Origin of the sequence: Variovorax sp. PAMC26660, from assembly GCF_014302995.1 — a bacterium.
Classification (GTDB): domain Bacteria; phylum Pseudomonadota; class Gammaproteobacteria; order Burkholderiales; family Burkholderiaceae_C; genus Variovorax.
On sequence record NZ_CP060295.1, the window covers coordinates 3,190,612 to 3,214,869 of the forward strand.

Genomic DNA, 24,258 nt, shown 5'->3' on the forward strand with positions numbered 1-24,258 from the left:
ATGCCATGGACCCCCGGCTGCTGAATCTGTACGAGCAGGAGCTGCGCTACTTCCGCGAAAGCGGGTCGGAATTCGCGCGCGCCTTTCCGAAGATTGCGCACCGCCTGGGCATCGAAGGCCAGGAAGTCGCCGACCCGTATGTCGAGCGGCTGATCGAGGCCACCGCCTTCCTGTCGGCGCGCGTCAACCTCAAGCTCGATGCCGAGTACCCGCGCTTCACCGGGCACCTGCTCGACGTCGTCTATCCGCACTTCCTGGCGCCCACGCCGGCGATGGCGGTGGTCTCCTTCGCGCCCGACCCGGAAGACGCCGACCTTGCCACCGGCCCGGCGCTGCCGCGCGGCAGCGGCCTGCGCGCGCGGCAGGCCGTGGGCCAGAACACGCATTGCGAATTCCGCACCGCCGCCGCGCTGCGCGTGTGGCCGCTGGAGATCCAGCGCGCCCAGTACTTCACCTACGCGCCCGACCTGCCGCTGAACACGCACCCGCAGGCGCGCAGCATTCGCGGCGGCCTGCGCATCGCGCTGCACGCGACCGCGGGGCTGACCTTCAGCCAGATCGCGCTCGACGACCTCGTGCTGCATTTCAGCGGCGGCGAAGACGTGGCCTGGCAGTTGCACGAATGCACGCTGGGCCAGCCGGTCGGCGTGATGGTGCGGCCGCTGTCGCCCTCGGGCGCCTTGCAGGGCGAGGTGCGCCACCTGCCGCCCGATGCCATTCACGCCATGGGCTTCGAGGACGACGAGGCGTTGCTGCCCGTCACCGCCACCGGCTTCTCGGGCTTTCGACTGCTGCAGGAGTACTTTGCCTTTCCGCAGCGCTTCCAGTTCTCGCGCATCGCCGGCCTGCAGCCGCTGCTGGCGTCCATGTCTGTGACCGACATCGAGATCGTGCTGCTCTTCTCGCGCGGCGACGCCGCGCTCGAAAAGCTGGTGAGCGCCGACAACGTGCAACTGCATTGCGTGCCGGCCGTCAACCTGTTCAGCCGGCGCCTGGACCGCGTGCCGCTGACCGAAGGCGTGAGCCAGTTCCACCTGCTGCCCGATCGCACGCGGCCGCAGGACTTCGAGGTGCACACCGTCACCGAGGCCATCGGCCACGGCGCGCCGGGCACGGACACGGCCGCCGTCGAGCAGGTCTTCCGGCCGTTCTATTCGGCCTTCCACGGCACGCGGCACGGCCACCCGGCCTACTTCACGACCACGCGCGAGCCGCGCATGCTCTCGGTGCGCCAGCGCACTGAAGGCCATCGCAGCAGCCACATCGGCTCCGAGGTCTACATGCAGATCGTCGATCCGCAGCAGGCCCCGTATGCGGTCACGCTGCGGCAGCTCGCTGTGACGGCGCTGTGCACCAACCGCGACCTGCCGCTGCTGCTGCCGATGGGCCGCGACAACGACTTCGATTGCGTCGACTCCTTCCCCGTGCAGCGCGTGCGCATGGTGCGCGGCCCGTCGCGGCCGGTGTCGCCGGTGGTGAGCCAGGGGCTGGGCTGGCGCGTGCTCGACCACCTGGCGCTCAACTACCTCTCGTTGTCCGACAGCACGCCGCAGCAGGGCGCCGCAGCGCTGCGCGAGACCTTGATGCTCTACGCGGTGCATGCCGACGAAATGCGCCAGGGCCAGGTGCGCGGGTTGCTGTCGGTCAAGAGCAAGCCGGTGGCGCGCCGCTTGCCCATGAAGGGGCCGATCGCATTCGGGCGCGGGCTGGAAGTGACGCTCGAGGTCGACAAGGACGCCTTCCACGGCCACAGCGCGTTTCTGTTCGGTGCCGTGCTGGCGCGCTATCTCGCGCGCCACGTCGAGGTCAATCACTTCGTCGAGACCGTGCTGCGCATCGCGGGCAAGGGCGAGACCATGCGCTGGAGACCGCTGTGCGGGACGCGCCAGATCCTGTAGCCGCCGCGCCGGCACCGGCAGCGGCGCAGGAGGGCACGGCTGCGTCGCGGGTCGAGGGCGCGGTGCACGCGTGGTCGGCCGAGCCGTGGTCCTTCGATTACTTCGCGGTGCTGCGCCGGCTGGAGTCGGTGGCAAAGACCACGCCGCGCTGGGGCCGCGCGCTGCTGCCCAGCGCCGAACCGCTGCGCGTGGGGCAGGAGCCTTCGCTGTCGTTCGCGCCGGCCAGCTTCAGCCGCTTCGAGGCGGCGAGCGCCTATTCGCCGCCGCGCTTGCGCCAGCATTTCTTCAGCTACATCGGCCCCAACGGCCCGTTGCCGGTGCACCTGAGCGACTTCATCCGCGAGCGCAGCCTGAACCATGGCGATCCGACCTGGCTGGCCTTTCTCGACACCTTCCTGCATCGCTTCTCGCTGCACTTCTACCGGGCCTGGGCGCAGGCGCGCCCGGCGGTGGCGCTCGACCGGCCGGACGAAGACCGGTTCAGGCTGCAGATCGGCGCGCTGGTCGGCATCGGCGCGCCGGGGCGCATCGAGCGCGACGAGATCCACGACGACGCGCGCCTGCATTTCTCGGGCTGGCTCGCACGCCGCGTGCACAGCGCCGAGGGCGTGGCGTCGGTGCTGTGCAGCTACTTCGGCGTGCCCGTGACGCTGGAGCGCTGGGTCGGCCACTGGATGAGCCTGCCACCCGGCGAACTGACGCGGCTGGGGCAGGGCGAGAGTTCGCGTTCGATGGGCATGGGCGCAATGCTCGGCACGCGCGCGTGGGACCGGCAGCACCGCGTGCGCCTGCACCTTGGGCCGCTCACGCTGCAGCAATACCGCATGTTTCTTCCCATCGGCAATGCGCAGCCCGTGCTGCAGCGCTGGATGCTGCAACTGCTGGGCGACGAACTCGAATGGGACGCCGAGCTTGTGCTCGAAAAAGCACAAGTGCCCGCCACGCGCCTGGGCCATGCGAAGGGCAATGCACCGCGCCTGGGCTGGGTCTCGTGGCTCGGCGAGCGCACGCGCAGCCGCGACGCGGCGGACGTGCGCATCGGACGTCAACCGACGGGAGCGCATTGATGCGGCCTTGTCTTTCAACTTTCAATCCACCCAGCTTCATTCGTCTAGACGAGATACGGAGTCCTTCATGAGTGAAATCAGCCGCACCGCCCTTTTCGGCAAACTCAATTCGCTGGCCTACAAGGCCATCGAAGGCGCGACCGTGTTCTGCAAGATGCGGGGCAATCCGTACGTGGAGCTGGAGCACTGGTTCGCCCAGTTGCTGCAGGCACAAGACTCCGACCTGCACCGCGTGATCCAGCACTACGGCCTGGACGTGTCGGTGATCGCCAAGGACATGACCGCTGCGCTCGACCGCCTGCCGCGCGGTGCTACCTCCATCAGTGACTTCTCGCCGCACATCGAGAACGCCATCGAACGCGCATGGACCTACGCCACGCTGCAGTTCGGCGAGGCGCAGGTGCGCACCGGCTACATCCTGGTCGGCATGCTGAAGACGCAGAGCCTGCGCAACCCGCTCTTCAACCTGTCAAAGCAGTTCGAGAAGATCAAGGTCGAAGACCTGGCCGACAACTTTCCGAAGGTGTGCGACGCCTCGCCCGAATCGCAGATGCGCGCGCAGGACGGCACCGGCATGGGCAGCGGTGCACCCGGCGAAGACTCCGGCGCGATGGCGCCGGCCGCCATGGGCAAGGGCGATGCGCTGAAGAAGTTCGCGGTCGACCTCACCGAGAAGGCGAAGAAGGGCGAGATGGACCCGGTGACCGGGCGCGACGAAGAGATCCGCCAGATCGTCGACATCCTCATGCGCCGTCGCCAGAACAACCCGCTGCTGACCGGCGAGGCCGGCGTGGGCAAGACGGCAGTGGTCGAAGGCTTCGCACAACGCCTGGCGCGCGGCGACGTGCCGCCGCAACTGAAAGACGTGAAGCTGCTCACGCTCGACATCGGCCTGCTGCAGGCCGGCGCGAGCATGAAGGGCGAGTTCGAGCAGCGCCTGCGCCAGGTGATCGACGAGGTGCAGAGTTCGCCCACGCCCATCATTCTTTTCATCGACGAGATCCACACGCTGGTGGGCGCGGGCGGTGCGGCAGGCACCGGCGATGCGGCCAACCTGCTCAAGCCCGCACTGGCGCGCGGCAACCTGCGCACCATCGGTGCCACCACCTGGGCCGAGTACAAGAAGTACATCGAGAAAGACCCGGCGCTCACGCGGCGCTTCCAGGTCGTGCAGGTGCCCGAGCCCGACGAGGTCAAGGCGATCCTGATGCTGCGCGGCGTGGCCAGCGTGCTGGAGAAGCACCACCGCGTTCAGTTGCTCGACGAGGCCATCGAGGCGGCCGTGAAGCTGAGTCACCGCTACATACCCGCGCGGCAGTTGCCCGACAAGGCGGTGAGCCTGCTCGACACGGCGTGCGCGCGCGTGGCCGTGTCGCAGCATGCGACGCCGCCAGAAGTGGAAGACTGCATGCGTCGCATCGAAGGGCTCACGGTCGAGCAGGAGATCATCGGCCGTGAAGAGGCCATCGGCATCGATGTGACCAAGCGTGCGGCACAGGTGTCCGCGTTGCTGGCCGAATCGAATGTGCAGCTAGAAGCGTTGAATTTGCGCTGGAAAGAAGAGAAGGGGCTGGTTGATCGGCTGCTCGAACTGCGCGCGAAGCTGCGGGCGGGCAACAAGCCGGTGGATGCTGCCTTACTCCCTCCCCTTCCGGGGGAGGGCAGGGGTGGGGGCAGCGGCCCATCCAATGCTGACGATGGTGCAAAGGCCGTCGAGCCCCCACCCCAACCCTCCCCCGGAAGGGGAGGGGGAGAGACAGGGGGAGGGAGCGAAGACCGGGCGGTGCTGCTTGCCGAGTTGCATGAGCTGCAAGCGAAGATTCATGCGGTGCAGGGTGAGTCGCCGCTGATCCTGCCCTCCGTCGACGAGCAAGCCGTGGCCTCGGTCGTCGCCGACTGGACCGGCATTCCCGTCGGCCGCATGGTCAAGAACGAAGTCGAGGCGGTGCTCAAGCTTGCCGACACGCTGAACATGCGCGTGATCGGCCAGAAGCACGGCCTCGAGATGATCGCGCGCCGCATCCAGACATCGCGTGCGCGCCTCGACAACCCGCAAAAGCCCATCGGCGTCTTCATGCTCTGCGGCACCTCCGGCGTCGGCAAGACCGAGACCGCGCTCGCGCTGGCCGAGGCGCTGTACGGCGGCGAGCAGAACATCATCACCATCAACATGAGCGAGTTCCAGGAGGCGCACACCGTCTCCACGCTCAAGGGCGCGCCGCCCGGCTATGTGGGCTACGGCGAGGGCGGCATCCTGACCGAAGCGGTGCGTCGTCGCCCGTACAGCGTGGTGCTGCTCGACGAAGTGGAGAAGGCCCACCCTGACGTGCACGAGATCTTCTTCCAGGTCTTCGACAAGGGCTGGATGGAAGACGGCGAGGGCCGCATGATCGATTTCAAGAACACGATCATCCTGTTGACCACCAACGCCGGCAGCGAGCTGGTGATGAGCATGTGCCGCGACCCCGAGCTGCTGCCCGACTCCAACGCACTGGCCGATGCACTGAAGGCACCGCTGATGAAGGTGTTCCCGCCCGCGCTGCTGGGCCGTATCGTCACCATTCCCTATTACCCGCTGTCGCCCGACATGATGAAGAAGATCGTGCGGCTGCAACTGGGCCGCATCAAGAAGCGGGTGGAGGCCAACCATGGCGTGCCTTTCGACTACACGGAAGCGGTGGTCGATCAGGTGGTGGCGCGTTGTCAGGACCCGGAGTCGGGTGGCCGCGTGATCGACGCGATCCTCACCAACACCGTGCTGCCCACGATTTCTGTCGAGTACCTGCAACGTCTGGCTTCGGGTGGAGAAATTCGCCGCGTTGCGCTGGACGTGAAGGACGCCGACTTTACTTACGCGTTTGACTGAAATGAAAACCTGTTTTTTTAGTCGTCGCGTTGTGGTTGGAGTGCGCTTTTCTGGGCGCTGCTGTTCAGGGCGACGCTCACGCCGACACGGTGCTCTTTTTCGCGAATGTCCCCCGCTTCGCTCCTCCTTTATTTCGCGAAAAAGAGCCCCGTATCGACGTGAGCGCTCAGAGCACTGGTTGATCGGCCGGAAACGCACAGCGTGCCCATGTGCGAATGACGCCGGGTGCTCCCCGCAGCGAGATAAAGGAGGAGCGAAGCGGGGGACATTCGCGGAGGGGAGCACCTGGTGTCATTCGCACTCGCCCTGAACAGCAGTGCCCCGAACAAAACACGAAGACAGCTCAGACACAACAAGCCCGCTGAAATGCCCCCACCTTCAAGAGAAAAAAGATGGCCGACCACGAGTTCCGCATCGAAAGCGATTCGCCCGCCAACAAGGACCTGATGTTCTGGCGCATCGTGGGCCACGAGGCGTTCTCGCGGCCGTCGAGCTACGAACTCACGGTCCTGTCGACCAACCGCGCCATCGACCCCCGGGCCATCCTCGGGCGTGCGTTCGATGTGGTCATCGAGTTCTTCGACGCCGACGAAGGCAAGCACGAACGCCACGCCCAGGGCCATGCCGTGCGCTTCGCGCGCGGCGCGCAGATCGGCCGCTTCTTCGAATACCGCATCAGCCTGCGCTCTTGGTTCTGGCTGCTCACCAAACGCACCAACTCGCGCATCCTGCAAGAAAAGCCGGTGCTCGAAGTGCTCGACGCCGTGTTCGAGGACAGCCCGATCAAGGCCGTCAAGAAAATCAAGACCGACGGCGTGACCGGCCCGCACGCGCTTCGCCGCTACTGCGTGCAATACCAGGAGAGCGACTACCGCTTTCTCTCGCGCATCCTCGAGGACGAGGGCATCTACTACTGGTTCGACGCGCACACCGCGCCCGGCACCATGATGCTGGCGGACGTGACCGACATGGCGCACGCCGGCCTGCCCGTGAAGGGCGTGCTCGACTTCGTGACGGCCGGCGCGAGCGAGGCGCGCTTCAACCAGATCGAGCGCTGGACCACCGCGCGCCAGCTTCAGTCGGGCAAGTACGCCTCGCGCGACGTGGACTACAAGGCGATCAAGCGGCTGCTGAGCACCGGTGCCGACATGTCCGACAACCACGAGCTTGCCGACTTCGAGGTCTTCGAATACCCGGGCGGCTACTTCAACTCGGACGACGCCGAGGCCGTGCTGGCCGTGCGCGCCGACGAACTCGACACGCGGCACGAACCGCACTGGGCCGTCACCCACTGGCCGGACGTCGCGGTGGGCCACAGCTTCACCTTCAGCGGTGACCCCGACGGCGCAGGCGACGACGACTACATCATTGCCGGCTGCACCTTCGCCGCCACGCACCCCGGCTACGAGGGCCTGGGCGCGGAGATCGCCGTGCAGCCGATCCGCCGCGTGCTGCAGGACGCGCTGCTCGACGACGCGGTCAACTCCGGCTGCATCGACGCCTTCCTCGCAATGATCGACACCACGCCCGCGCTCAGCGACAGCACGCGCGGCACCAGCACCTTCCTGATCACCGCGCTGTCGGCCAAGCAGGCCTTCCGCCCGCCGCGCCTCACGCCGCGCGTGACCATGCCCGGCCCGCAGAGCGCGATCGTCGTCGGCGCCAAGGGCAAGGAGCTGGACGTGGACGAGATGGGGCGCGTCAAGGTGCACTTCCACTGGGACCGCTACGACGATCGCGAAGAGCACGGCGAAAAGTCGACCTGCTGGATTCGCGTGTCGCAGCCCTGGGCCGGCAAGGCGTGGGGCGGCTACTTCATGCCGCGCATCAAGCAGGAGGTGATCGTCGACTTCATGAACGGCGACCCCGACCGGCCGATCATCGTCGGGCGGGTCTACAACGACGACCAGCCGATCCCCTACAAGTCGCCGACCCAGAGCGGCTTCAAGACACGCTCGACGCCCGGCGGCGGCCCCTCGAACTACAACGAGATCATGTTCGAGGACAAGAAGGGCTCGGAGCTGGTCAACATCCATGCCGAGCGCAACATGTCGACCTCGGTGGAGGTGGACGACTCGCTTTCGGTCGGGCGCGACCAGAGCGAGACGGTGGACCGCGACCGCACCGCGCTGGTCAAGCGCAACGAGAAGAACACGGTGGCCGAGATACAGACCAACGTGGTGGGCATCTCGCAGAGCAACAGCATCGGCGCGGGCGGCCAGAAGACGCAGGTGCTGGGCTTCCAGGAAAACATCTTCCATGCAGGCCAGAAGACCTCGGTGATCGGCTTCCAGGCGCTCGTGGTGTCGGCCAACCAGAACGTGGCCATCGGCGGCTTCCAGGGGACCGTGGTGGGCGCGAACCAGGACGTGGGCGTGGTCGGCTTCCAGACCACCTCGGTGGGCGCCGACATGGCCTACCTTGTCACCGGCAACACCAAGATGCAGAGCGGCGGCGTGCGCAACGACGTCACGGGTGGCAAGCACGCGATCATGGCCAACCAGATCAAGCTGGTGAGCAACACCTCGGTCGACATCATGGCGGTGGGCGACATCAACGCCACCTCCATCGGCTCCAACACCACCGTGCTGGGCTCCAACTCCAGCGGCTACATCGGCTCGAACAGCGAGGCCAACCTGGGCGTCACGCGCTCCACCTTCATGGGGCTGAGCATGAGCAATGCGCTGGCGGTGGACATCGCGAACTTCGCGGGTGTGCAGATCGAGAACACGGCGGCCATCCGGCTCAGCAACGTGGCAACGGTCAACCTGAGCCAGAACGGCATAGACCTCGACCTGCAGACGATGAAGATCATCTCGGGCGGTGGTGGTGGCGGCGCTGCCGCCAGCGGTGGCGTGGTGGGCATGGTCGCGGGTTTCGCGATCGGCGGCGCTGCGCTGGTCAGGGGGCTCTTCGACATCAATGCCACTTTCGAGCAGTACCAGAAGGCCAAGACGGACCTGGAGACGGCCGCGCAGGAAGCGCGCGACCAGGGCCTGACGAACCTCGCCAGCCGGCTGACCCGGATGGCGGCCATCGCGGACCGGCGAGGGACCGAAGGCGGGCTGGCCATGATTCCCATCGTCGGCGGCTTGGCGATGGCGTTCGACGATCAGTTTCTCGGCGGCACCAATGCCAGCCGCACCGCCGATGCCCTGTCGAAAGAAGCCGCACCCTCGACAGGCGCCGGCCCCACCGTGCCGCCCGCGCCCGTCATTCCGGCCGTGCCGGACATGCCCCCGCTCCCACCGCCCTACACGCCACCCCATGGCGGCTCCTGAGGCCGTTCGCGCATGCAAGTGACCAAGCCCCAGGCGCTCGGCCTGTCGACCCGGCCGATGGAGTACAGAAAACGCTTCGGCCTGTGCGTGACCGCCTGCCTGCATGTGCCCTTTGCGCAGGGCGAGCGCGGCGCGCTGTGGAGCGAGCAGTCGATGTGGGACTTCCTGGCGCAAGAGATGGCGGTGCCGCTGATCGACGAAGGCGTGGCCAAGCTCACGGCCGAGTTCCTGGTGCACGGCCGCGCGTTCCCATCGCCCGAGCAGGCCGCCGCCTGCGCCGTGCGCGCGCGGCTGGGTGCGCGCGAGAAAACCCTGCTGGTCTTCGGCGAGCGCCGCTGGGACGGCGCGCAGGCCACCGCCCCCGAGCCCTTCGAGCAGATGCCGATCGACTGGGCGCATGCCTACGGCGGCGCGGACTTCGCCCTCAACACCGCGGGCAAGGGCCGTGCGGTACGGGGCGGCGCGCAGTGGCTACCGAACGTCGAGATGCCGGGCAGCCGCTTGCTGCGGCCCGACCATGCGGTGCCGCCGGCAGGCTTCGGCGCGCTCGACCTCATGCATCCGCAGCGCGCGCAATACCGGGGCACCTACGACGCCGGCTACATGCAGGCGCACGCGCCAGGATTTCCGCCCGACCTGGACTGGCGCCACTTCAACCTTGCGCCGCCGGACCAGTGGTTCGAGCAGCCGCTGCGTGGCGACGAGCCCTTTGCCTTCGATCACATGCATGCGGAGCAGGCGCACATCGAAGGCCGCCTGCCAGGCCTTTGCGCGCGCGTGTTCGCGGGCTATCGCACCGGCGGCGAAGGCAGCGAGCCCAAGCTGCGCGAAGTACCGCTGCGGCTGACGACCGCGTGGTTCTTTCCGCATGCCGAGCGCGCCATCCTGCTGTTCCAGGGGCTGGCCGAAGTTGCCACCGACGACGGCGCCGATGTCGTGTCGCTGATGGGCGCGGTCGAGCGGCTCGGCGAGCGCCGCAGCGACGCGCACTATGCGGACGCGATCGCGCGCCGCGCCGATCCGCGCACGGGCAGCGTCCACATGCTGCACGACGGCGACCTGCTGCCCGACGGGCTCGACACCTTCGATCCCGCCGTCGAGGCCGCGCGCGCGGCCTTCGCCATGGACGGCCTGCAAGGCGAGGCGCAATACCTGCGCGCCGAGACCGACGTGGCCCTGGCGCGCGAAGAGGTCCGCGCCCAGGGGCGGGACCCCGACGCCCTCGGCATCAAGATGCCGGTGCGCGAGAAAGTGCCCACCGGTGCGGCGCTCGCGCCCTACATGGAACGCCAGATGAAGGAAGCCGAGCGCCAGCAGTGGGCCGCGCTCGAAGACGCCGTGACGCAGGCGGAAAAGGCGTTGGCGTTCGCGGCCGAGCACAAGCTGCCGCTGGCCGCGCTGCAGCATCGCGGGCCGCCGCGCTTCAGCGCCGAAGGACGCTTCGACGCGATGCGCGCCGATTTCTCTGCGCAGGGCAAGGCGGTGGACACCGTCACCGTCTACCCCGCGCTCGTGCAGCAGGAGGCCGCCGAGCGGCTGGCCTACCGGCAGTCCGCGCATGCGCAGGCACCGGCCGACCCCATGCCGGCGGCCGAGGCGCAAGCGCTGCGCGGCGAGATCGGGCGGGCCGCAGCCAGCGGCATGCGCTACTTCGAGAACATGGACCTCACGGGCGCCGACCTCTCGGGCCTCGATCTGCGCGGCGTGAGTTTCGCGGGCGCCTGGCTGGAGAGCGCCAACCTGTCGAAGTCCAATCTTTCGGGCGCCGACTTCTCGGGCGCCGTGCTCGCGCATGCCGACCTGCGCGGCGTTGTCGGCGTGGGCGCGAAGTTCGCCCAGGCCAACCTCGGCGGCGCGCAATTGGTCGGCGCGGTGCTCGACGAGGCCGATCTGCGCGGCGTCGTGCTGAGCGGCTGCCTGCTCGCCGGCACCCAGTTGCGTCGCGCGCAACTGGCCGGCGCCCAGTTGCTCGACACCCGATGGGGCGCGGCCGACTGGAGCGGCGTGCACGCGGCACGCCAGGTGTTCTACAAGCTCGACCTGCAGGGCCTGGTGCTGGCCGAGGCCGATCTCGACGACTGCAGCTTCATCGAGTGCGACCTGAGCGGCTGCGACCTGCGCGCCGCGCGGCTGCAGCGCGGCAATTTCGTCGGCTGCAAGCTCGACGGCGCGCGACTGGCCGGCGTGCAGGCCGAGGGCGCAGTGTTCGTGCAGGGCTGCAGCCTTGCCGGTGCCGACCTGAGCGGCGCACAGTTGATGCGCTGCAACCTGGGCGAGACCCAGCTCGAAGGCGCGCGGCTCGTGCAGGCGCGGCTCGATGGCGCCAACCTCACCGGCGCACGCTTTGTGCGCTGCGACCTGCGCCTGGCCAGCGCGGCGGGCGCCATGCTGCGCAAGGCTGTGCTGCGCCACGCCGTGATGGCGGGCATGAACCTGTCGAACGCCGTGATGCACCACGCCGATCTGCGCGGCGCCGACCTGCGGCGCAGCAACCTCTTCGGTGCCGACCTGTCGCGCGTGCGGCTCGATGGCGACGTGCGTTTCGACGACGCCATGCTCAAGCGCGCCCGCACCTGGCCGCGCCTGACGCCGGAAGAACAGGCGGCGCCATGATGAGCCCCGAACTGCTGTCGATGGCCGTCGCCATCGGTGAACCGGTCATCGGCATGGACCTCGGCAAGGGCGCCTATGCGCGCGCCGCGCTCGGCGGTGCCGTGTTCTCGCGCACGCGGCTGGCCGAAGCCGACCTGCGCGGCGCCGACTTGCGCGAAGCGGTGTTCGAGCATTGCGACCTGCGCGGCGTGCTGCTGGCGGGCGCCAACCTGCGGCGCGCGGTGTTCGACCATTGCACGCTCGACCATGCCGACCTGCGCGGCGCCAACCTGCATGCGGCGCTGTTGACCGAATGCCAGGCGCCGCATGCGCAACTGGCCGACGCGCAACTGAGCATGGCGACGGTGACCCGCTCGCGGCTGGACCATGCCGTGCTGCGCGGCGCGAACCTCGACTCGGCGCTGCTCGACGCCACGAGCCTGATCGATGTGTGCGCCGACGGTGCCCACTGGCGCCAGACCACCGTGTCAGGCTGCGACCTCACGCTGCTGACCTGGGCCGGTGCCACGCTGCTGCGCGTGGCCTTCATCGGCACCGACCTGCAGGGCAAGTCGTTCGCACGGCTGAAGGTCGAGGGCTGCCAGTTCCTGAATTCGCAACTCGCGCGCGCCGACTTCTCGGAAGCCGGCATGCGCCAGTGCAACTTCCAGGGCGCGACGCTCGACGGCACCTGCTTCGCCAAGGCACAGGCCGCGTTCGCGCTGTTCTGCGAAGTCCAGGGCGAGAAGACGGACTTCGCCGGCGCGCAACTGCGCCAGGCGCTCTTCACCGGAGCGCGCCTGCCCGGCGCCAACTTCACCGGTGCCGATCTGTACCAGACGCACTTCGCCGGCGCCCAACTGCCGCGGGCGCAACTGGCCTCGGCCGAACTCGCCTACGCCGACTTCCGTCACGCCGACCTGTCGGGTGCCGACCTGCGCGAAGCCGCGATGTTCCGCACCGTGCTGCACGGCGCGAACACGCAAGAGGCGCGCATGACCGATCGCGACCGGGCCATCGAAGAAGACCCCGACCTGGCCGCCGCCGAACGCTGGCAACCCATGGAGCAGACCTCATGACCTCATCATCGGATGCCACCCTTTCGTCATTGCCCGCGCGCAGCCGCCGCAAGGCCCGGGCCGCCGCATCGCCGCCACCTCGGCAGCAACAGCAGCAACAGGCCATTGCTGCCGGCTGGTGCGTAGGCACTGTCAGCGCCTGCAGCCCCGAGGGCTTCGCCGTGCTGAGCAGCACGCTGCACCGCAACGGCCGTCGCGCCGCGAGCTGCCTGCTGGAGCCGCGCGTGGGCGACAGCGTCGCCTGCATGGAAGTGGCGCCGAAGGAGCTGTGGATTCTTGCGGTGCTGCAGCGCGAAGGCAGCCAGGCGCACGTGCTGCGCCTGTCCGGCGACACGCGCGTGCAGGTCGACGACGGCGCGCTCACCTTCGCGGCACCGCGGCTCGCGCTGCATGGCGATCAGCTCGAAGTGCGCGCGCGCGAAGGGCGGATGGCCGTGGAGTCGGTCGAACTCGTCGGCCGCCACCTGCGCGTGGTGGGCAGCGTGGTCAAGCTGGTGGGCTCCGTGCTGTCGACCGTGATGGACCGCGTGAACCACTACAGCAGGCACTACGTGCGCACCACCGACGGCACCGACCGCGTGGCCGCCACGCACCTCGAGTGCGAGGCAAAGCAACTGCTGCGCCTGTCGGGCGAGCACACGCTGGTGAACGGCGAGAAGCTGGTCAAGACGCGCGGCGGCCAGATCCATTTCGGCTAGGAGCCTGCCGTGTTCGCCAACTGCCAACTGATGGGCACCGACATGGGCTTTCCCGATGTCTGCATCACACCGGCCGCGCCCTCGCCGATTCCGGTGCCGTACCCCAACATCGCGATGGGGCCGATGGCCATCCCCAACTGCCCGACCATCCTGGTCATGGGCGCGCCGGCGCACAACCTCGGCACCGTCATCCCGATGACCAACGGCGACAACGCGGGCGTGATGCTGGGCGTGGCGTCCGGCACGGTCATGGGGCCGAGCCGGCACGTCACCGCCGCCTTCACCGTGTTGCTGCAGGGCATGCCGGCCACGCGGCTGACCAGCGTGTCCATACAGAACAGCACCAACTGCCCCGGCGTGCGCGTGGTGCCGAGCCAGGCGCTGCTGCTGCTGCTGGCGCCGTGAGCAGGGCGCGATGTGCGGTGCGCGCAAAGGCATACCTCTTACGGCGAGATTGCCAAGGTGCCCCCCGGAATGAATACTCCCTGTGAGCCTTTTCGTTCGCATGTGCGAAGGGTGTATGGGCGTCGCCCGGGGGCCGGTTCATGATCCAAATCGCTGTTATCACCCGGCAAGGCACGCCCGCGGGGCAGCCCATGGTGGCCGGGTTCGGGCCGCAGGGCGGCACCATCGGCCGCGCCGACACCAACACGCTGGTGCTCGACGACCCCGACCGCACCGTGTCGCGCGTGCATGCGCAGGTGCTGTGCCGCAACGGCAACTACTTCATCATCGACCGGGGCAGCAACCCGATGCAGTGCAACGGGCAGTCGCTGGGGGCCGGCAACGAGGCTGCACTGACGGACGGCGCGCACCTGGTCATCGGCAGCTTCGAGCTGGTCGTGCGCGCGGTCGCCGCTGGTGCCGGTGCCGGCGCGGCGCCGGCCGTCGAGGCGATACCGCTGACCGTCGCCGCACCGTCGGGCGACGATCCCTTTGCCGACCTGCTCGCCGGCCTCGGCTCGCCGGCCGCGGCCAAGCCGGCGGCGCCTGCACCGCCAGCCGATGCGATGCTGTTCCCCGATCCGATGGAGAGCGGCTCGCGCAACGCGCATGCCGCGCAGGTCGACCCCTTCGCCAATCTGCTGGGGCCCACGCCCGCGTCGGCGCCCGCTGCGGGCCTGGGCGCGCTCGACGACTTCTCCGACCTTGGCGCGCCACCCGCGCACGGCAAGGCGGCGGGCATCGATGCGCTGTTCGGCGGCATGGACAGCGGTGGTGGCATCGGCGGCGATCCGCTGGCGCTGTCGCCGCTGGCCGATCCCTTGCTGCAGCCGAACACGGCCTCGTCGGAAGATCCGTTGGCGGCGTTTCAACACACCGCGCCAGCCACGCCGACACCGCGATCGGATCACTTGCCGATCGACCGTTTCGGCTTCACGCCGCCGAAGGCCGTGGCACCACCGGTGCCGCCCGCACCACCTGTACCGCATGTACCGCCTGTGTCGTTGCTCGCGGAGGAACTGCCGCACTTCGACGACATGACGGGGCAGCCCATTCGCATCAGCGGGCCGGAGCCCACGGGCAAGCTGGCCGATGTGCCGGCACTGCCGCCGATGCCCGCACCGGCACCGATGCCAGTGCAGCACGCCCCCGCGCCGGTTGCACCGCCAACCGCATCGCGCGCCGAACGCGCCGCATCCGACGACGAACTGCTCGCCGCCTTCCTGCGCGGCCTGGCCAGCACGCACCAGCCGCCCGAGATGCTCACGCCGGGCCTGATGGAGCGCATCGGCTCGATGCTGCGCAGTGCCACCGAAGGCACGCTGCAACTGCTGCTCACGCGCCAGGAGTTCAAGCGCGAGGTGCGCGCCGAGGTCACGATGATCGCGGCGCAGGCCAACAACCCGCTGAAGTTCTCGCCCACGGTCGAGGTGGCGCTCGCGCACCTGCTGGGCCCCGGCGTGCGCGGCTTCATGCCGCCCGAGGCCGCGATGCGCGACGCCTTCAACGACCTGCGCGCGCATCAGTTCGGCGTGATGGTAGGCATGCGCGCGGCGCTGGCCCATGTCATCGCTCGCTTCGAGCCGGCCGAGCTGGAGAAGAAGATCAGCGCGAAGACCGCGCTCGATGCGCTCTTCAGCGCCAACCGCAAGGCCAAGCTGTGGGACCAGTTCGTGGCGCTCTACGGCGGCATCGCGAGCGAGGCGGAGGACGACTTCCACAACCTCTTCGGCAAGGCCTTCCTCGAAGCCTACGAAGAGCAGATGGCGCGCCTGAAGCACAACGACAACAACACCCCTAGCTGAAGCGAGGCACCCCGCTTGGAAATCGAAATCGTCACGCTCTCCCGGCAGGGCGGGCGCAACTACAACGAAGACGTGTTCGGCCACTGGCACGACGAGCGCTACGTGGCATGTCTCGTGGCCGATGGCGCGGGTGGCCATGGTGGCGGCGACGTGGCGGCGGCCATCGCGCGCAGCAGCGTGCTGGGCGGCTTCTCGGCCGCGCCCGGCCTCGATGCGTCGGTTCTGCGCAGGCTGGTCGAGCAGGCCAACCTCGACGTGGTGGCGGGCCAGGCCGAAGGCGGCAAGCTCGCGGGCATGCGCTCGACCATCGTGTTCGCGGCCATCGACCTCGAAAGCCAGGCGCTGGCATGGGTGCACAGCGGCGACAGCCGGGCCTACCTGTTCCGCGGCGGCGCCATCGTGGCGCGTACCACCGACCACAGCCTGGTGCAGCAGATGGTGGCTGGCGGCATGCTCGACGAAGAAGGTGCGCGGCTGCATCCGCAGCGCAACATGCTGCTGTCGGCGCTGGGCTCGATCGAGGAGGCGCCCGACATCACCGTGTCGGACCGCATGCGCCTTTTGCCCGGCGACGTGCTGCTGCTGTGCAGCGACGGCGTGTGGGAGCCGCTGGGCGACGAGTGCCTGATCGACACGCTGCACGCCTCGCGCACGCCCAGCCAGTGGACCGAACTGCTCGACGCGCAGATCAAGGCCAATGCCAAGCCCGGCCACGACAACTACACGGCGCTCACGCTGTGGGTGATCGAGGACGACGGCGACGACGTGACGCAGCTGATGCCGGCGAGCGTGGATGAAGGAGATGCGCCGGCATAGGCCCGGCAGCGGGAGGCATCAGCGGCGGCGGCCGCCTGAAGCACGCTTTGAAAAGAAGCACGCTCCCGGGCGGCGCCGCGCACCGTGCAATCACGGATTGAAGGGATTCTGGGCGCGATGCCACGCGTCCATCGAGCGGACCGTCTTGATGCCGCAGATCGAATCGATCTTGCCGGCGTAGTTCTTCAGGTCCTCGCCGTTCTTGTCCTGCTGGTACTTGTAGAACCACACTGCGACGGACGTGTCCTGGTTGTACACGTCGCCCGTCAGGGCGTCTCCGTAGGGCATCTTCTCGCCCCCGAAGGTCCCGCTGAAGTAGTCCTTGAGAACCTCGTGGATCTTGCGCACATGCGGGCCCTTGCCGTTGTAGTTCGGCAGGATGTGGGCGGAATTGTGGTTGGCGGCGGCGTTCAGGCGGTCGTCGCCATAGAACAGCCAACTGGTGCATGAGTAGTTGGGCATGGAATCACTCCTTGGGTCGGGCTGGCGGGCACCCGGGCAGCGGCCTGGCCGGCGTGCTGCCCGATGGGTGGCTTCAGTTTTCCGCCTTGGCCTTTTCCGTATCCCACTTGAATTCCGGACCCGCGCTGAGCTTGCCCGTTGCGTCCTGGACCTTGTATTCGAACTTGATCTTCTTGTAGGAGCAGGAGACGGACTCCGACACCTCGCCGTTCTGGATGCCGCTGACCTGCACGCTGGTGATGAAGACGTTCTCCAGCGTGATGGTGATGTAGTCCTCCTGCTTGCCGCCGGCCTTGCGACCGGTGAGCTTGAGTTCGTCCAGGTGCGTGCCCGAGGCACAGCGCTGCGCCAGGTTGGGCGACTGCTTGCCGTAGTGGGCGGTGAAGGTCAGGTCGGCCGGCTCGGCCTTGCCGCTGCCGGAGCCACCGCCGCTCTGGGCGCTGCTGTGGTTGCTCACGGCCCACGACCAGCTCGTGATCTCGATTTCTTTCTCGTGATTTTCCTTGCCGGACTCGCCTTCGACGCCTTTGGGCTTGACGAAAAAGTCTGAAGCTGCCATTTCAATGCTCCTTGATGATGCCCATGGGTTGCGGGCGGGTGGTTGATCGACTGTGGTGTGACTGCCCCCGTTCCGTTCGTTGAAGCTGCGTTGCGGGAGCTACATGGAGAACGAAAAAAGGGGCGCCGGTTTGAAGCGCCGGCTCGGAAAAAAAAGACGGTTGCCTATCGGCTCACTTGGCGCCCTTGGCCGAGGGCAGCTTGGAGACCAGCCGCAGCGAGACCGTCAGGCCTTCGAGCTGGTAGTGCGGGCGCAGGAAGAACTTGGAGCTGTAGTAGCCGGGGTTGCCTTCGACTTCTTCCACCACGACTTCGGCGGCGGCCAGCGGCTTGCGCGACTTGGTTTCCTCCGACGAGTTGGCGGGGTCGCCGTCGACGTAGTTCATGATCCATTTGTTGAGCCAGCGCTGCATGTCCTCGCGCTCCTTGAAGCTGCCGACCTTGTCGCGCACGATGCACTTGAGGTAGTGCGCAAAGCGATTGCAGGCAAAGAGGTACGGCAGGCGTGCGGCCAGGTTCGCGTTGGCCGTGGCATCGGGATCGTCGTACTCCGCAGGCTTGTTGAGCGACTGCGCACCGATGAAGGCCGCGAAGTCGGAGTTCTTGCGATGGATCAGCGAGAGCAGGCCGGCCTTCGACAGTTCGGCCTCGCGCCGGTCGCTGATGGCGATCTCGGTCGGGCACTTCTGGTCGACACCGCCGTCGTCGCTCGGGAAGGTGTGCAGCGGCAGGTTCTCCACCGCGCCGCCCGACTCGATGCCGCGGATGCGCGAGCCCCAGCCGTAGAGCTTGTACGAGCGGTTGATGTTGGTCGCCATGGCATAGGCGGCGTTGGCCCAGGCGTACTTGCTGTGATCGGCGCCGGCCGTGTCTTCCTCGAAGTCGAACTCCTCCACCGGGTTGGTGTTGGCGCCGTAGGGCGTGCGCGCCAGGAAGCGCGGCATGCACATGCCCAGGTACTTGGAGTCGTCCGACTCGCGCAGGCTGCGCCAGCCGGCGTACTCGGGCGTGAGGAAGATCTTGGTCAGGTCGCGCGGGTTGGCCAGCTCCTGCCACGACTCCATCTGCATCAGGTTCGGGCTGGCGCCGGTGATGAAGGGCGCGTGCGCCGAAGCCGCGATCTTGGCCATCTCGCCGAGCAGCTCGACGTCGGGCGGGCTCTGGTCGAAGTGGTAGTCGCCGACGATCGCGCCGAAGGGCTCGCCGCCGAACTGGCCGTACTCCTGCTCGTAGATCTTCTTGAACATCGGGCTCTGGTCCCAGGCCGCGCCCTTGAACTTCTTGAGGTTCTTGGCCAGCTCCACCTTCGAGATGTCCATCACCCGGATCTTCAGGTGCTCGTCGGTCTCGGTGTTGGTCACCATGTAGTGCAGGCCGCGCCACGCACTCTCGAGCTTCTGGTAGTCGGGGTGGTGGATGACCTTGTTCACCTGTTCGGTGAGCTTAGCGTCGATCGCGGCGATCATGGCCTGGATCGACTTGGTCACGTCCTTGCCGATGACGGTGCTGTTGCTCAGCGCCTGCTGCGCGAGCGTGAGCACGGCGGCTTCGACGGCGCTCTTGGCTTCGTCGCTGCGCGGCTTGAATTCCTTTTGCAGGAGCGAAGAGAAATCGCTGCCTGCGTAGGCTACGTCTTTCAGTGCGCTCTGCTGTTCGAGTGCGTCGGCCATGGTGAATTACTCCTCGTTGTCTGGATGGGTCAGGCGGCCGGCGTGGCGCCGTCGTCGGGCTTCTTGCTGGCGGCCAGCGTCTGCAGCAGGGCCGGGTCTTCGAGCACCTTGGCCAGCAGGTCTTCGGCGCCGCCCTTGCCATCCATGTAGGTGACAAGGTTCGACAACTGCGTGCGCGCTTCGAGCAGCTTGTTGAGCGCGCCGACCTTGCGGGCCACGGCAGCGGGAGAAAAGTCCTCCATGTTCTCGAAGGTGAGTTCGACCTTCAGGTCGCCTTCGCCGGTGAGCGAGTTCTCCACCGCGAAGGCCGCGCGCGGCTTCATGGCCTTCATGCGCGCATCGAAGTTGTCGACGTCGATCTCCAGGAACTTGCGATCGACCACTGGCGCGAGCGGGTCGGCCGGCTTGCCCGAGAGGTCGGCCAGCACGCCCATCACGAAGGGAAGCTGCACCTTCTTCTCGGCGCCGTACAGCTCCACGTCGTATTCGATCTGGACCCGTGGCGCCCGGTTGCGGGCGATGAATTTCTGACTGCTCTTGGCCATGGAGATGCTCCTTGCGGGTGTGAATGGGGTGCGGGTCGGGTGCTCGCCGGGTTATTCGGAAGGGCGCTTGCCCGTCACGGTTTCGATGGTGTCCATCGCGTTGGGCGCGAGGTTGGCCATGATTTCGAGAAAGCTCACACCGATGAGCTTCTTGGCGCGCTCGATCAGCAGCGGCGCGGGGTTGCCGGGCTCGGACTGTTCGAGGTAGCGGATCACGCGGTCGAGCATCTGCACGGCGTCCTGCCGGTTCTGGATCTCGCCGCGCACGGCGGCGGGGCGGGCGGTCGCGCCTTCGGCCTGCGATCCGTCGGCTTCGGCATCCGCGCCGGCGGGCGCTTCTTCCGTTGCACCGGTGGCGGCGCCGCAGGCTTTCTTCAGCACGCGGGCGACGGCGCGAAGCGGGGTCAGGTCGATCGCATCGGAGCGGCCGGTGCGATCGGCCAGCAAGGCCTGCAGCCTGTCGAGGAGGACGGGCACGTCTGCCGCGGTCCGCAGCAGTTCGGGCCGCGACGCCTGGATGGCCTCGAGGCCACCCTGGACCTGCGAGGCCGAGTAAGTGGCTTCACCGCCCACGGCGTCCAGCACGTTGTGGGCGACGGCAATGTCGCGCACGCGTATCGGCCCCACGCCGGCTGCCACGCCCACCTGTGCGTCGTACAGCTCGCGCAGCATCGTCTGGTTCTCGTCGCAGAACGGCGCGAGCGCGTTCAGGCGCATGGTCGGGTCGTTGTCGTCGTCGGCATCCAGCTTTGGATGTATGCCTTCCCAGAAGGTGTCGAGCAGGCTGTTCAGCAACTGGAGCCCGGCGACAAATCCGGCCACGCCCTGCATGCGCGTGGCGGCGCGCAGCAGCAGCACTGCGGCGCGCACGTCCTTGCTGCGGCGCAAGATTGCATCGGCCTGATCCGCCACCTCGCGCCACTCGGGTTCGACCGCGGGGATCACGGTGTCGCCGAACTGCTGCTCGGGCTTGCCCTGCGCGGCGGCCACGAGCGCGGTGAAGTCCGCGTCGTACTCCAGGTCGTCGCCGCACGGCGAGGCCTCGCCGATGGGCGCGAGCAGTGCTTGTGCAAGTTCGGGAGTCAGCATGTTGCCTGTTGGAGTTCGCTGGTGATAATCAAAGATGCGTCAGGACCGGTCAATGCAACGAAGGGAATAGCATGCGCACGCTCGGTACACACCATTCGTCCTATGAAGGCTTTCTTGCTGGCGCTTCGCGGCGCCGTATTGCAGCTTTCGGCCTTGCTGCAGCGGGTCTTTTCATCGCGGGCTGCGCGAGCAAGCCGGTGGTCACGCCGGTGTCGATCACGCTGGTGGCTGGCGCCGACGCCAACCCCGATGCGCGCGGGCGTGCCTCGCCGCTCACGGTGCGCGTGTATGCGCTGAAGTCGTCGGGGCCTTTCGAGGGCGCCGATTTCTTCTCGCTGTTCGAGAAAGACCAGGCCACGCTCGGCGCCGAACTCGTGCAGCGCGAAGAAGTGCTGCTGCGGCCCGGTGAAAGCCGCAAGCTCGATCTCACCTTGCCGGCCGACGCGAAGGCCATCGGCGTGATGGCGGCGTTCCGCGACCTCGACCGTGCACGCTGGCGCGAGGTGCGCGCGGTGGAGCCGGGCAAGGCGAAAACGCTCAACGTGACCTTCGGCGCGCGCCAGATTCGCATCGACGCCAGGTAGGCACGGGCTTGGGCTTTCACAGCGGCCCCGTCGCGGTGTTGGAAGACGGGCGCCCCGGCCGCACCAGCGGTTGGTCGACCGGCAGGAAGTGCGTGAACAGGTCGCCGACGAAGGCGCCGCCGGTGGCCTCCGATGCCGACGCAGTGAAGTAAATGCCACGCCAGCGCGGCGCGCGCGAGCCCTTGCCGTGGCCCTCGAACAGCACTTGCGCGAACTGCCGCAATGCAGGCTGCAGCGCACGCACCGCTTCCACGAATTCATGAATCGCGAGCTGGCCCGCAGGTCCCGCCTGCTCGCGCAGCAGGCCCATGCGCAGGCCGTGCAACTGCTGCGCGATGGGATTGAACACGGCGTCGAATCGCTCGCCGGCCGGCGTGTCGATGACGGGGGACGGATCGGTCAGGCGGTGGCCCAGCACCTGCGCCAGCACCTCGGGCGGCAAGGCACCGCGCAGCGTGGCGTAGCCCGCGAGCTGTTCGAGGCCGGTCACCACGAGGTAGGTGGGCAACTGCAGGCGCAAGGTGTCGCTGGCCTCGTCGAGCACGCGGCGCATTCTGGCGGCCAGGGGCAGCAGTTCCGTCGCATCCGCGTGCAGCAGGTCGCTCGCGCCGACGCACGCCACCAGGCCGTTGAGCGGCAGGCGTTCGCACCGCTGCGCCAGCAGGAGCAGCGATTGCAGCCACAGGCCCCGAAAAGGCGGCGTGCCGGCCGCGTCGCCGACCGCGTGCGGATGGATCTCGATGGCCACGGTCGCGCCGGTCAGCCACCAGTGCCACCAGGCGCTGCTGGCGGCGGGTTCGTGATCGGGTGTGGGCACGCGTTCGCCGTGCGCCGTCGCAAGCAGGCCCCGCAGGTTGGCGGCGGTGTCGCCGAAGAACAGGAGCCATGGAACGGGCGCCGCAGTGCGTGGCCTCGCTGCGCGACGCAGGGCCTGCTGCGCCTGCGCCATGCTTTCCTCGAGGGCGTCGAGTGCCATCTCGCCGCTCTCGCTGGCCGGCATGCCCAGCGCGTCGATGCGCCGCCGCAGCGCGCGGCGGCGCGCACCGCGGCCCGCATCGTGCACCACGGCATACAGCAGAGCGAAACCGATCACGCACAGCGCCAGCAGGAGCCAGAAGCGAACGTTGGGCGACAGCAGGGCGTTCATCGCGAGACCGTCTCGAGGAACACGAAGTCGGCGATCAGCCGGTCGCTGTTCTTGCTGGCCGCCAGTGCCTCGCGCAGCCGCAGCAGGTAGGCGGAGGCCAGCTCGTAGGGCGGCCGGTCGGAGGTTTCGCTGAACGGCATCGGCGCCGACAGCACGGTGATCAGCACGTTGCCGAAAGGCGGGCTCACGAGCCAGCTCGACGGGATGTCGCGGCCCAGCTCCAGTGTTTCGCCGGCGTGCAGCCGCGTGGGTGTCTGCCCGGTGTTGAGATGCATGACCGACCCGTCGGCGGTGTAGTAGTCGACCCAGATGTAGCTGTCGTGGTGCGGTGCCACCACCTGCACGCGCACGCTGTCGCCTTCGCGCAGCTTGCCGTCGCGGGCCGAAGGCGCGCTCACGTCGAGCCCGTAGGCCTTCTCGTGGTTGCGGGTCTGGTAGGGCTTGAGGATGGCGAACACTTCGCAGTGCGGCCATACGCGCAGGCCGACGTCGAAGCGCGGCGCCTTGACGCCGGGCATGGCGCTCACCTCGCGCTCGACCCTCGGCAGGTCGCCGGGCAGCGAGACGAAGCCGGTCACCTGCGTGCGGCCTTCCTTGTCGACCGACGCCGTGAGGTCCGCGCAGGCAAAGCTCTGCAGATGCTGTTCGACGCGCTGTGCGAGCGTCGTGCCCGCCGTCGGCGGCCCGGTCGACCAGAGCCACAGCAGGTAGAGCAGCGGCAGCAGCAGGGCGAGCACCGCGCCGCTGCGCAGCAGGGACCGGTCGCGCCGGCGCGTGTCGTTGGGGCCGCGCGGGTCGGGCACGCCGTAGGGCTGCGGTGTGATGTGGTCTTGCGCCAGGCTGCCGGTGGCCAGCGGGCGAATCCGCAGTTGCTGGCCGTGCAGGTCTTTCAGCTTGCCGAGTTCGCCCTGGTCGCCGTCCTCGAAGTAGTACTGGCCCTTGAAGCCCAGCGCCAGCGCGTGCCAGTAGACCTCGCGCACTTCGTCGTCCTGCGCCGTCAGTGCCGAGAGGTGGTGGAAGAACTCGCTGTGCGCGTTGCTGGAATTGAAGAGCTGCGCCTGCAGCGGTGGTGCGCCGCCGGCTGCGCCGGGGTGGCGCGCGAGGATCTCGTCGATCCACGCCACCATCGCGAACGCGGCCGATTCGATCTGCGGCGCGGGCGTGCCCGATGCGCCGGCGTCGCTGCGCGCCGCGTCGAGCAGCCGCAGCGCCTGTTGCTGCGCCGCATCGTGCGACAGGGTGGGGCGATCATGTGCGATCGCAGCGTCGAGGGCGAGGCCGAATGCGATGAATGCCGAGAAGCAATCGAACAGGCGGGCCATGACTGTGCTCGCTTACAAGGTGTGAAGAAACCGTAGCGAGCGCCCCCAGCTTGCATCGAGGACCGGAGCCGTACTCTGTACGGTGAGGACCGCAGGTGCGAGATGGGGGTGCGCAGTAGGTTTATTCACACCTTGGCAGTCGTGCATTGCGAAGGATGCCTGTCCCGGCGTCTGCATCGATGGCACATGCCCATGTCCCCGGTTCCTTCGAGTGGGTGTTCATTCTTTCAAAGGGGTTGCGGCAGGCGCCATACCGCTTGGGGTCTATGCCGTTGGGTGGGGCCGGCGGCCTTGCTGTGCGGGGCAATCGCCGGTATCTTCAGCATCCGCCAGCT

Annotated in this window: 18 protein-coding genes; 11 read left to right on the forward strand and 7 right to left on the reverse strand. The window is 68.0% G+C overall.

What is annotated here, in order from left to right; translation table 11 throughout:
* Positions 1-5: 5 nt before the first annotated feature.
* The 10 genes from tssF (at position 6) to H7F35_RS15280 (ending at position 16,546) form a co-directional block, all read left to right on the forward strand.
* Positions 6-1,898, forward strand: coding sequence for a type VI secretion system baseplate subunit TssF (gene tssF, locus H7F35_RS15235; RefSeq protein WP_187113662.1), 1,893 nt, complete (start codon positions 6-8; stop codon positions 1,896-1,898).
* Positions 1,874-2,965: a type VI secretion system baseplate subunit TssG gene (gene tssG, locus H7F35_RS15240; protein WP_261803639.1), complete on the forward strand. Its 1,092-nt coding sequence runs from the start codon at positions 1,874-1,876 to the stop codon at positions 2,963-2,965. The genes tssF and tssG overlap by 25 nt, the downstream gene beginning before the upstream one ends.
* A 67-nt stretch (positions 2,966-3,032) precedes the next feature.
* On the forward strand, positions 3,033-5,831 hold the full coding sequence (gene tssH, locus H7F35_RS15245; protein ID WP_187113663.1) for a type VI secretion system ATPase TssH: 2,799 nt from the start codon (positions 3,033-3,035) through the stop codon (positions 5,829-5,831).
* 392 nt (positions 5,832-6,223) lie between these two features.
* The gene (locus H7F35_RS35045; protein WP_187113664.1) at positions 6,224-9,112 is read left to right on the forward strand and encodes a type VI secretion system Vgr family protein; all 2,889 of its coding nucleotides are present in this window, start codon (positions 6,224-6,226) and stop codon (positions 9,110-9,112) included.
* Positions 9,113-9,124: 12 nt separating this feature from the next.
* The gene (locus tag H7F35_RS15255; RefSeq protein ID WP_187113665.1) at positions 9,125-11,725 is read left to right on the forward strand and encodes a DUF2169 domain-containing protein; all 2,601 of its coding nucleotides are present in this window, start codon (positions 9,125-9,127) and stop codon (positions 11,723-11,725) included.
* The gene (locus H7F35_RS15260) at positions 11,722-12,783 is read left to right on the forward strand and encodes a pentapeptide repeat-containing protein (RefSeq protein WP_261803640.1); all 1,062 of its coding nucleotides are present in this window, start codon (positions 11,722-11,724) and stop codon (positions 12,781-12,783) included. The genes H7F35_RS15255 and H7F35_RS15260 overlap by 4 nt, the downstream gene beginning before the upstream one ends.
* A complete protein-coding gene (locus H7F35_RS15265; RefSeq protein ID WP_187113666.1) occupies positions 12,780-13,481 on the forward strand; it encodes a DUF3540 domain-containing protein in 702 nt (233 codons plus the stop codon). The genes H7F35_RS15260 and H7F35_RS15265 overlap by 4 nt, the downstream gene beginning before the upstream one ends.
* 9 nt (positions 13,482-13,490) lie before the next feature.
* Complete coding sequence (locus H7F35_RS15270; RefSeq protein ID WP_187113667.1) at positions 13,491-13,886, forward strand: DUF4150 domain-containing protein; 396 nt, start codon at positions 13,491-13,493, stop codon at positions 13,884-13,886.
* 140 nt (positions 13,887-14,026) lie between these two features.
* Entirely contained in the window at positions 14,027-15,730 is a 1,704-nt protein-coding gene (tagH, locus tag H7F35_RS15275) for a type VI secretion system-associated FHA domain protein TagH (protein ID WP_187113668.1), read from the forward strand.
* Positions 15,731-15,745: 15 nt separating this feature from the next.
* Positions 15,746-16,546, forward strand: coding sequence for a PP2C family protein-serine/threonine phosphatase (locus tag H7F35_RS15280; protein WP_187113669.1), 801 nt, complete (start codon positions 15,746-15,748; stop codon positions 16,544-16,546).
* Between the two features lie 90 nt (positions 16,547-16,636).
* On the opposite strand, the gene H7F35_RS15285 is transcribed toward H7F35_RS15280, so the two are convergent.
* From H7F35_RS15285 to tssA, 5 genes are all read right to left on the reverse strand, one after another.
* A complete protein-coding gene (locus tag H7F35_RS15285) occupies positions 16,637-17,008 on the reverse strand; it encodes a hypothetical protein (RefSeq protein ID WP_187113670.1) in 372 nt (123 codons plus the stop codon).
* A gap of 73 nt (positions 17,009-17,081) precedes the next feature.
* Positions 17,082-17,567, reverse strand: coding sequence for an Hcp family type VI secretion system effector (locus H7F35_RS15290; RefSeq protein ID WP_187113671.1), 486 nt, complete (start codon positions 17,565-17,567; stop codon positions 17,082-17,084).
* Positions 17,568-17,739: 172 nt separating this feature from the next.
* A complete protein-coding gene (gene tssC / locus H7F35_RS15295) occupies positions 17,740-19,236 on the reverse strand; it encodes a type VI secretion system contractile sheath large subunit (RefSeq protein WP_187113672.1) in 1,497 nt (498 codons plus the stop codon).
* Positions 19,237-19,265: 29 nt separating this feature from the next.
* Positions 19,266-19,781 carry a type VI secretion system contractile sheath small subunit gene (gene tssB, locus H7F35_RS15300; protein ID WP_187113673.1) on the reverse strand — a complete coding sequence of 172 codons (516 nt, stop codon included), beginning with the start codon at positions 19,779-19,781 and terminating at the stop codon, positions 19,266-19,268.
* A gap of 51 nt (positions 19,782-19,832) precedes the next feature.
* Positions 19,833-20,870, reverse strand: coding sequence for a type VI secretion system protein TssA (tssA, locus tag H7F35_RS15305; RefSeq protein ID WP_187113674.1), 1,038 nt, complete (start codon positions 20,868-20,870; stop codon positions 19,833-19,835).
* A gap of 71 nt (positions 20,871-20,941) precedes the next feature.
* Between tssA and tssJ the strand changes: the two genes are divergently transcribed.
* On the forward strand, positions 20,942-21,454 hold the full coding sequence (gene tssJ, locus H7F35_RS15310) for a type VI secretion system lipoprotein TssJ (protein WP_187113675.1): 513 nt from the start codon (positions 20,942-20,944) through the stop codon (positions 21,452-21,454).
* 16 nt (positions 21,455-21,470) lie between these two features.
* Here tssJ and H7F35_RS15315 read toward each other — a convergent pair whose 3' ends face one another.
* Both H7F35_RS15315 and H7F35_RS15320 read right to left on the reverse strand, forming a co-directional pair.
* A complete protein-coding gene (locus H7F35_RS15315; RefSeq protein WP_187113676.1) occupies positions 21,471-22,601 on the reverse strand; it encodes a type VI secretion system protein in 1,131 nt (376 codons plus the stop codon).
* A complete protein-coding gene (locus H7F35_RS15320) occupies positions 22,598-23,923 on the reverse strand; it encodes a DotU family type IV/VI secretion system protein (protein WP_187113677.1) in 1,326 nt (441 codons plus the stop codon). The genes H7F35_RS15315 and H7F35_RS15320 overlap by 4 nt, the downstream gene beginning before the upstream one ends.
* Positions 23,924-24,258 lie beyond the last annotated feature (335 nt).

Coding starts and splice junctions, on each gene's coding strand:
- H7F35_RS15255 (WP_187113665.1), top strand. CDS start 9,125: ATGCAAGTGACCAAGCCCCAGGCGCTCGGCCTGTCGACCCGGCCGATG.
- tssJ (WP_187113675.1), top strand. CDS start 20,942: ATGCGCACGCTCGGTACACACCATTCGTCCTATGAAGGCTTTCTTGCT.
- tssB (WP_187113673.1), bottom strand. CDS start 19,781: ATGGCCAAGAGCAGTCAGAAATTCATCGCCCGCAACCGGGCGCCACGG.
- tssA (WP_187113674.1), bottom strand. CDS start 20,870: ATGCTGACTCCCGAACTTGCACAAGCACTGCTCGCGCCCATCGGCGAG.
- H7F35_RS15265 (WP_187113666.1), top strand. CDS start 12,780: ATGACCTCATCATCGGATGCCACCCTTTCGTCATTGCCCGCGCGCAGC.
- H7F35_RS15260 (WP_261803640.1), top strand. CDS start 11,722: ATGATGAGCCCCGAACTGCTGTCGATGGCCGTCGCCATCGGTGAACCG.
- H7F35_RS15290 (WP_187113671.1), bottom strand. CDS start 17,567: ATGGCAGCTTCAGACTTTTTCGTCAAGCCCAAAGGCGTCGAAGGCGAG.
- H7F35_RS35045 (WP_187113664.1), top strand. CDS start 6,224: ATGGCCGACCACGAGTTCCGCATCGAAAGCGATTCGCCCGCCAACAAG.
- tssH (WP_187113663.1), top strand. CDS start 3,033: ATGAGTGAAATCAGCCGCACCGCCCTTTTCGGCAAACTCAATTCGCTG.
- H7F35_RS15315 (WP_187113676.1), bottom strand. CDS start 22,601: ATGAACGCCCTGCTGTCGCCCAACGTTCGCTTCTGGCTCCTGCTGGCG.
- tagH (WP_187113668.1), top strand. CDS start 14,027: ATGATCCAAATCGCTGTTATCACCCGGCAAGGCACGCCCGCGGGGCAG.
- H7F35_RS15320 (WP_187113677.1), bottom strand. CDS start 23,923: ATGGCCCGCCTGTTCGATTGCTTCTCGGCATTCATCGCATTCGGCCTC.
- tssC (WP_187113672.1), bottom strand. CDS start 19,236: ATGGCCGACGCACTCGAACAGCAGAGCGCACTGAAAGACGTAGCCTAC.
- tssF (WP_187113662.1), top strand. CDS start 6: ATGGACCCCCGGCTGCTGAATCTGTACGAGCAGGAGCTGCGCTACTTC.
- H7F35_RS15285 (WP_187113670.1), bottom strand. CDS start 17,008: ATGCCCAACTACTCATGCACCAGTTGGCTGTTCTATGGCGACGACCGC.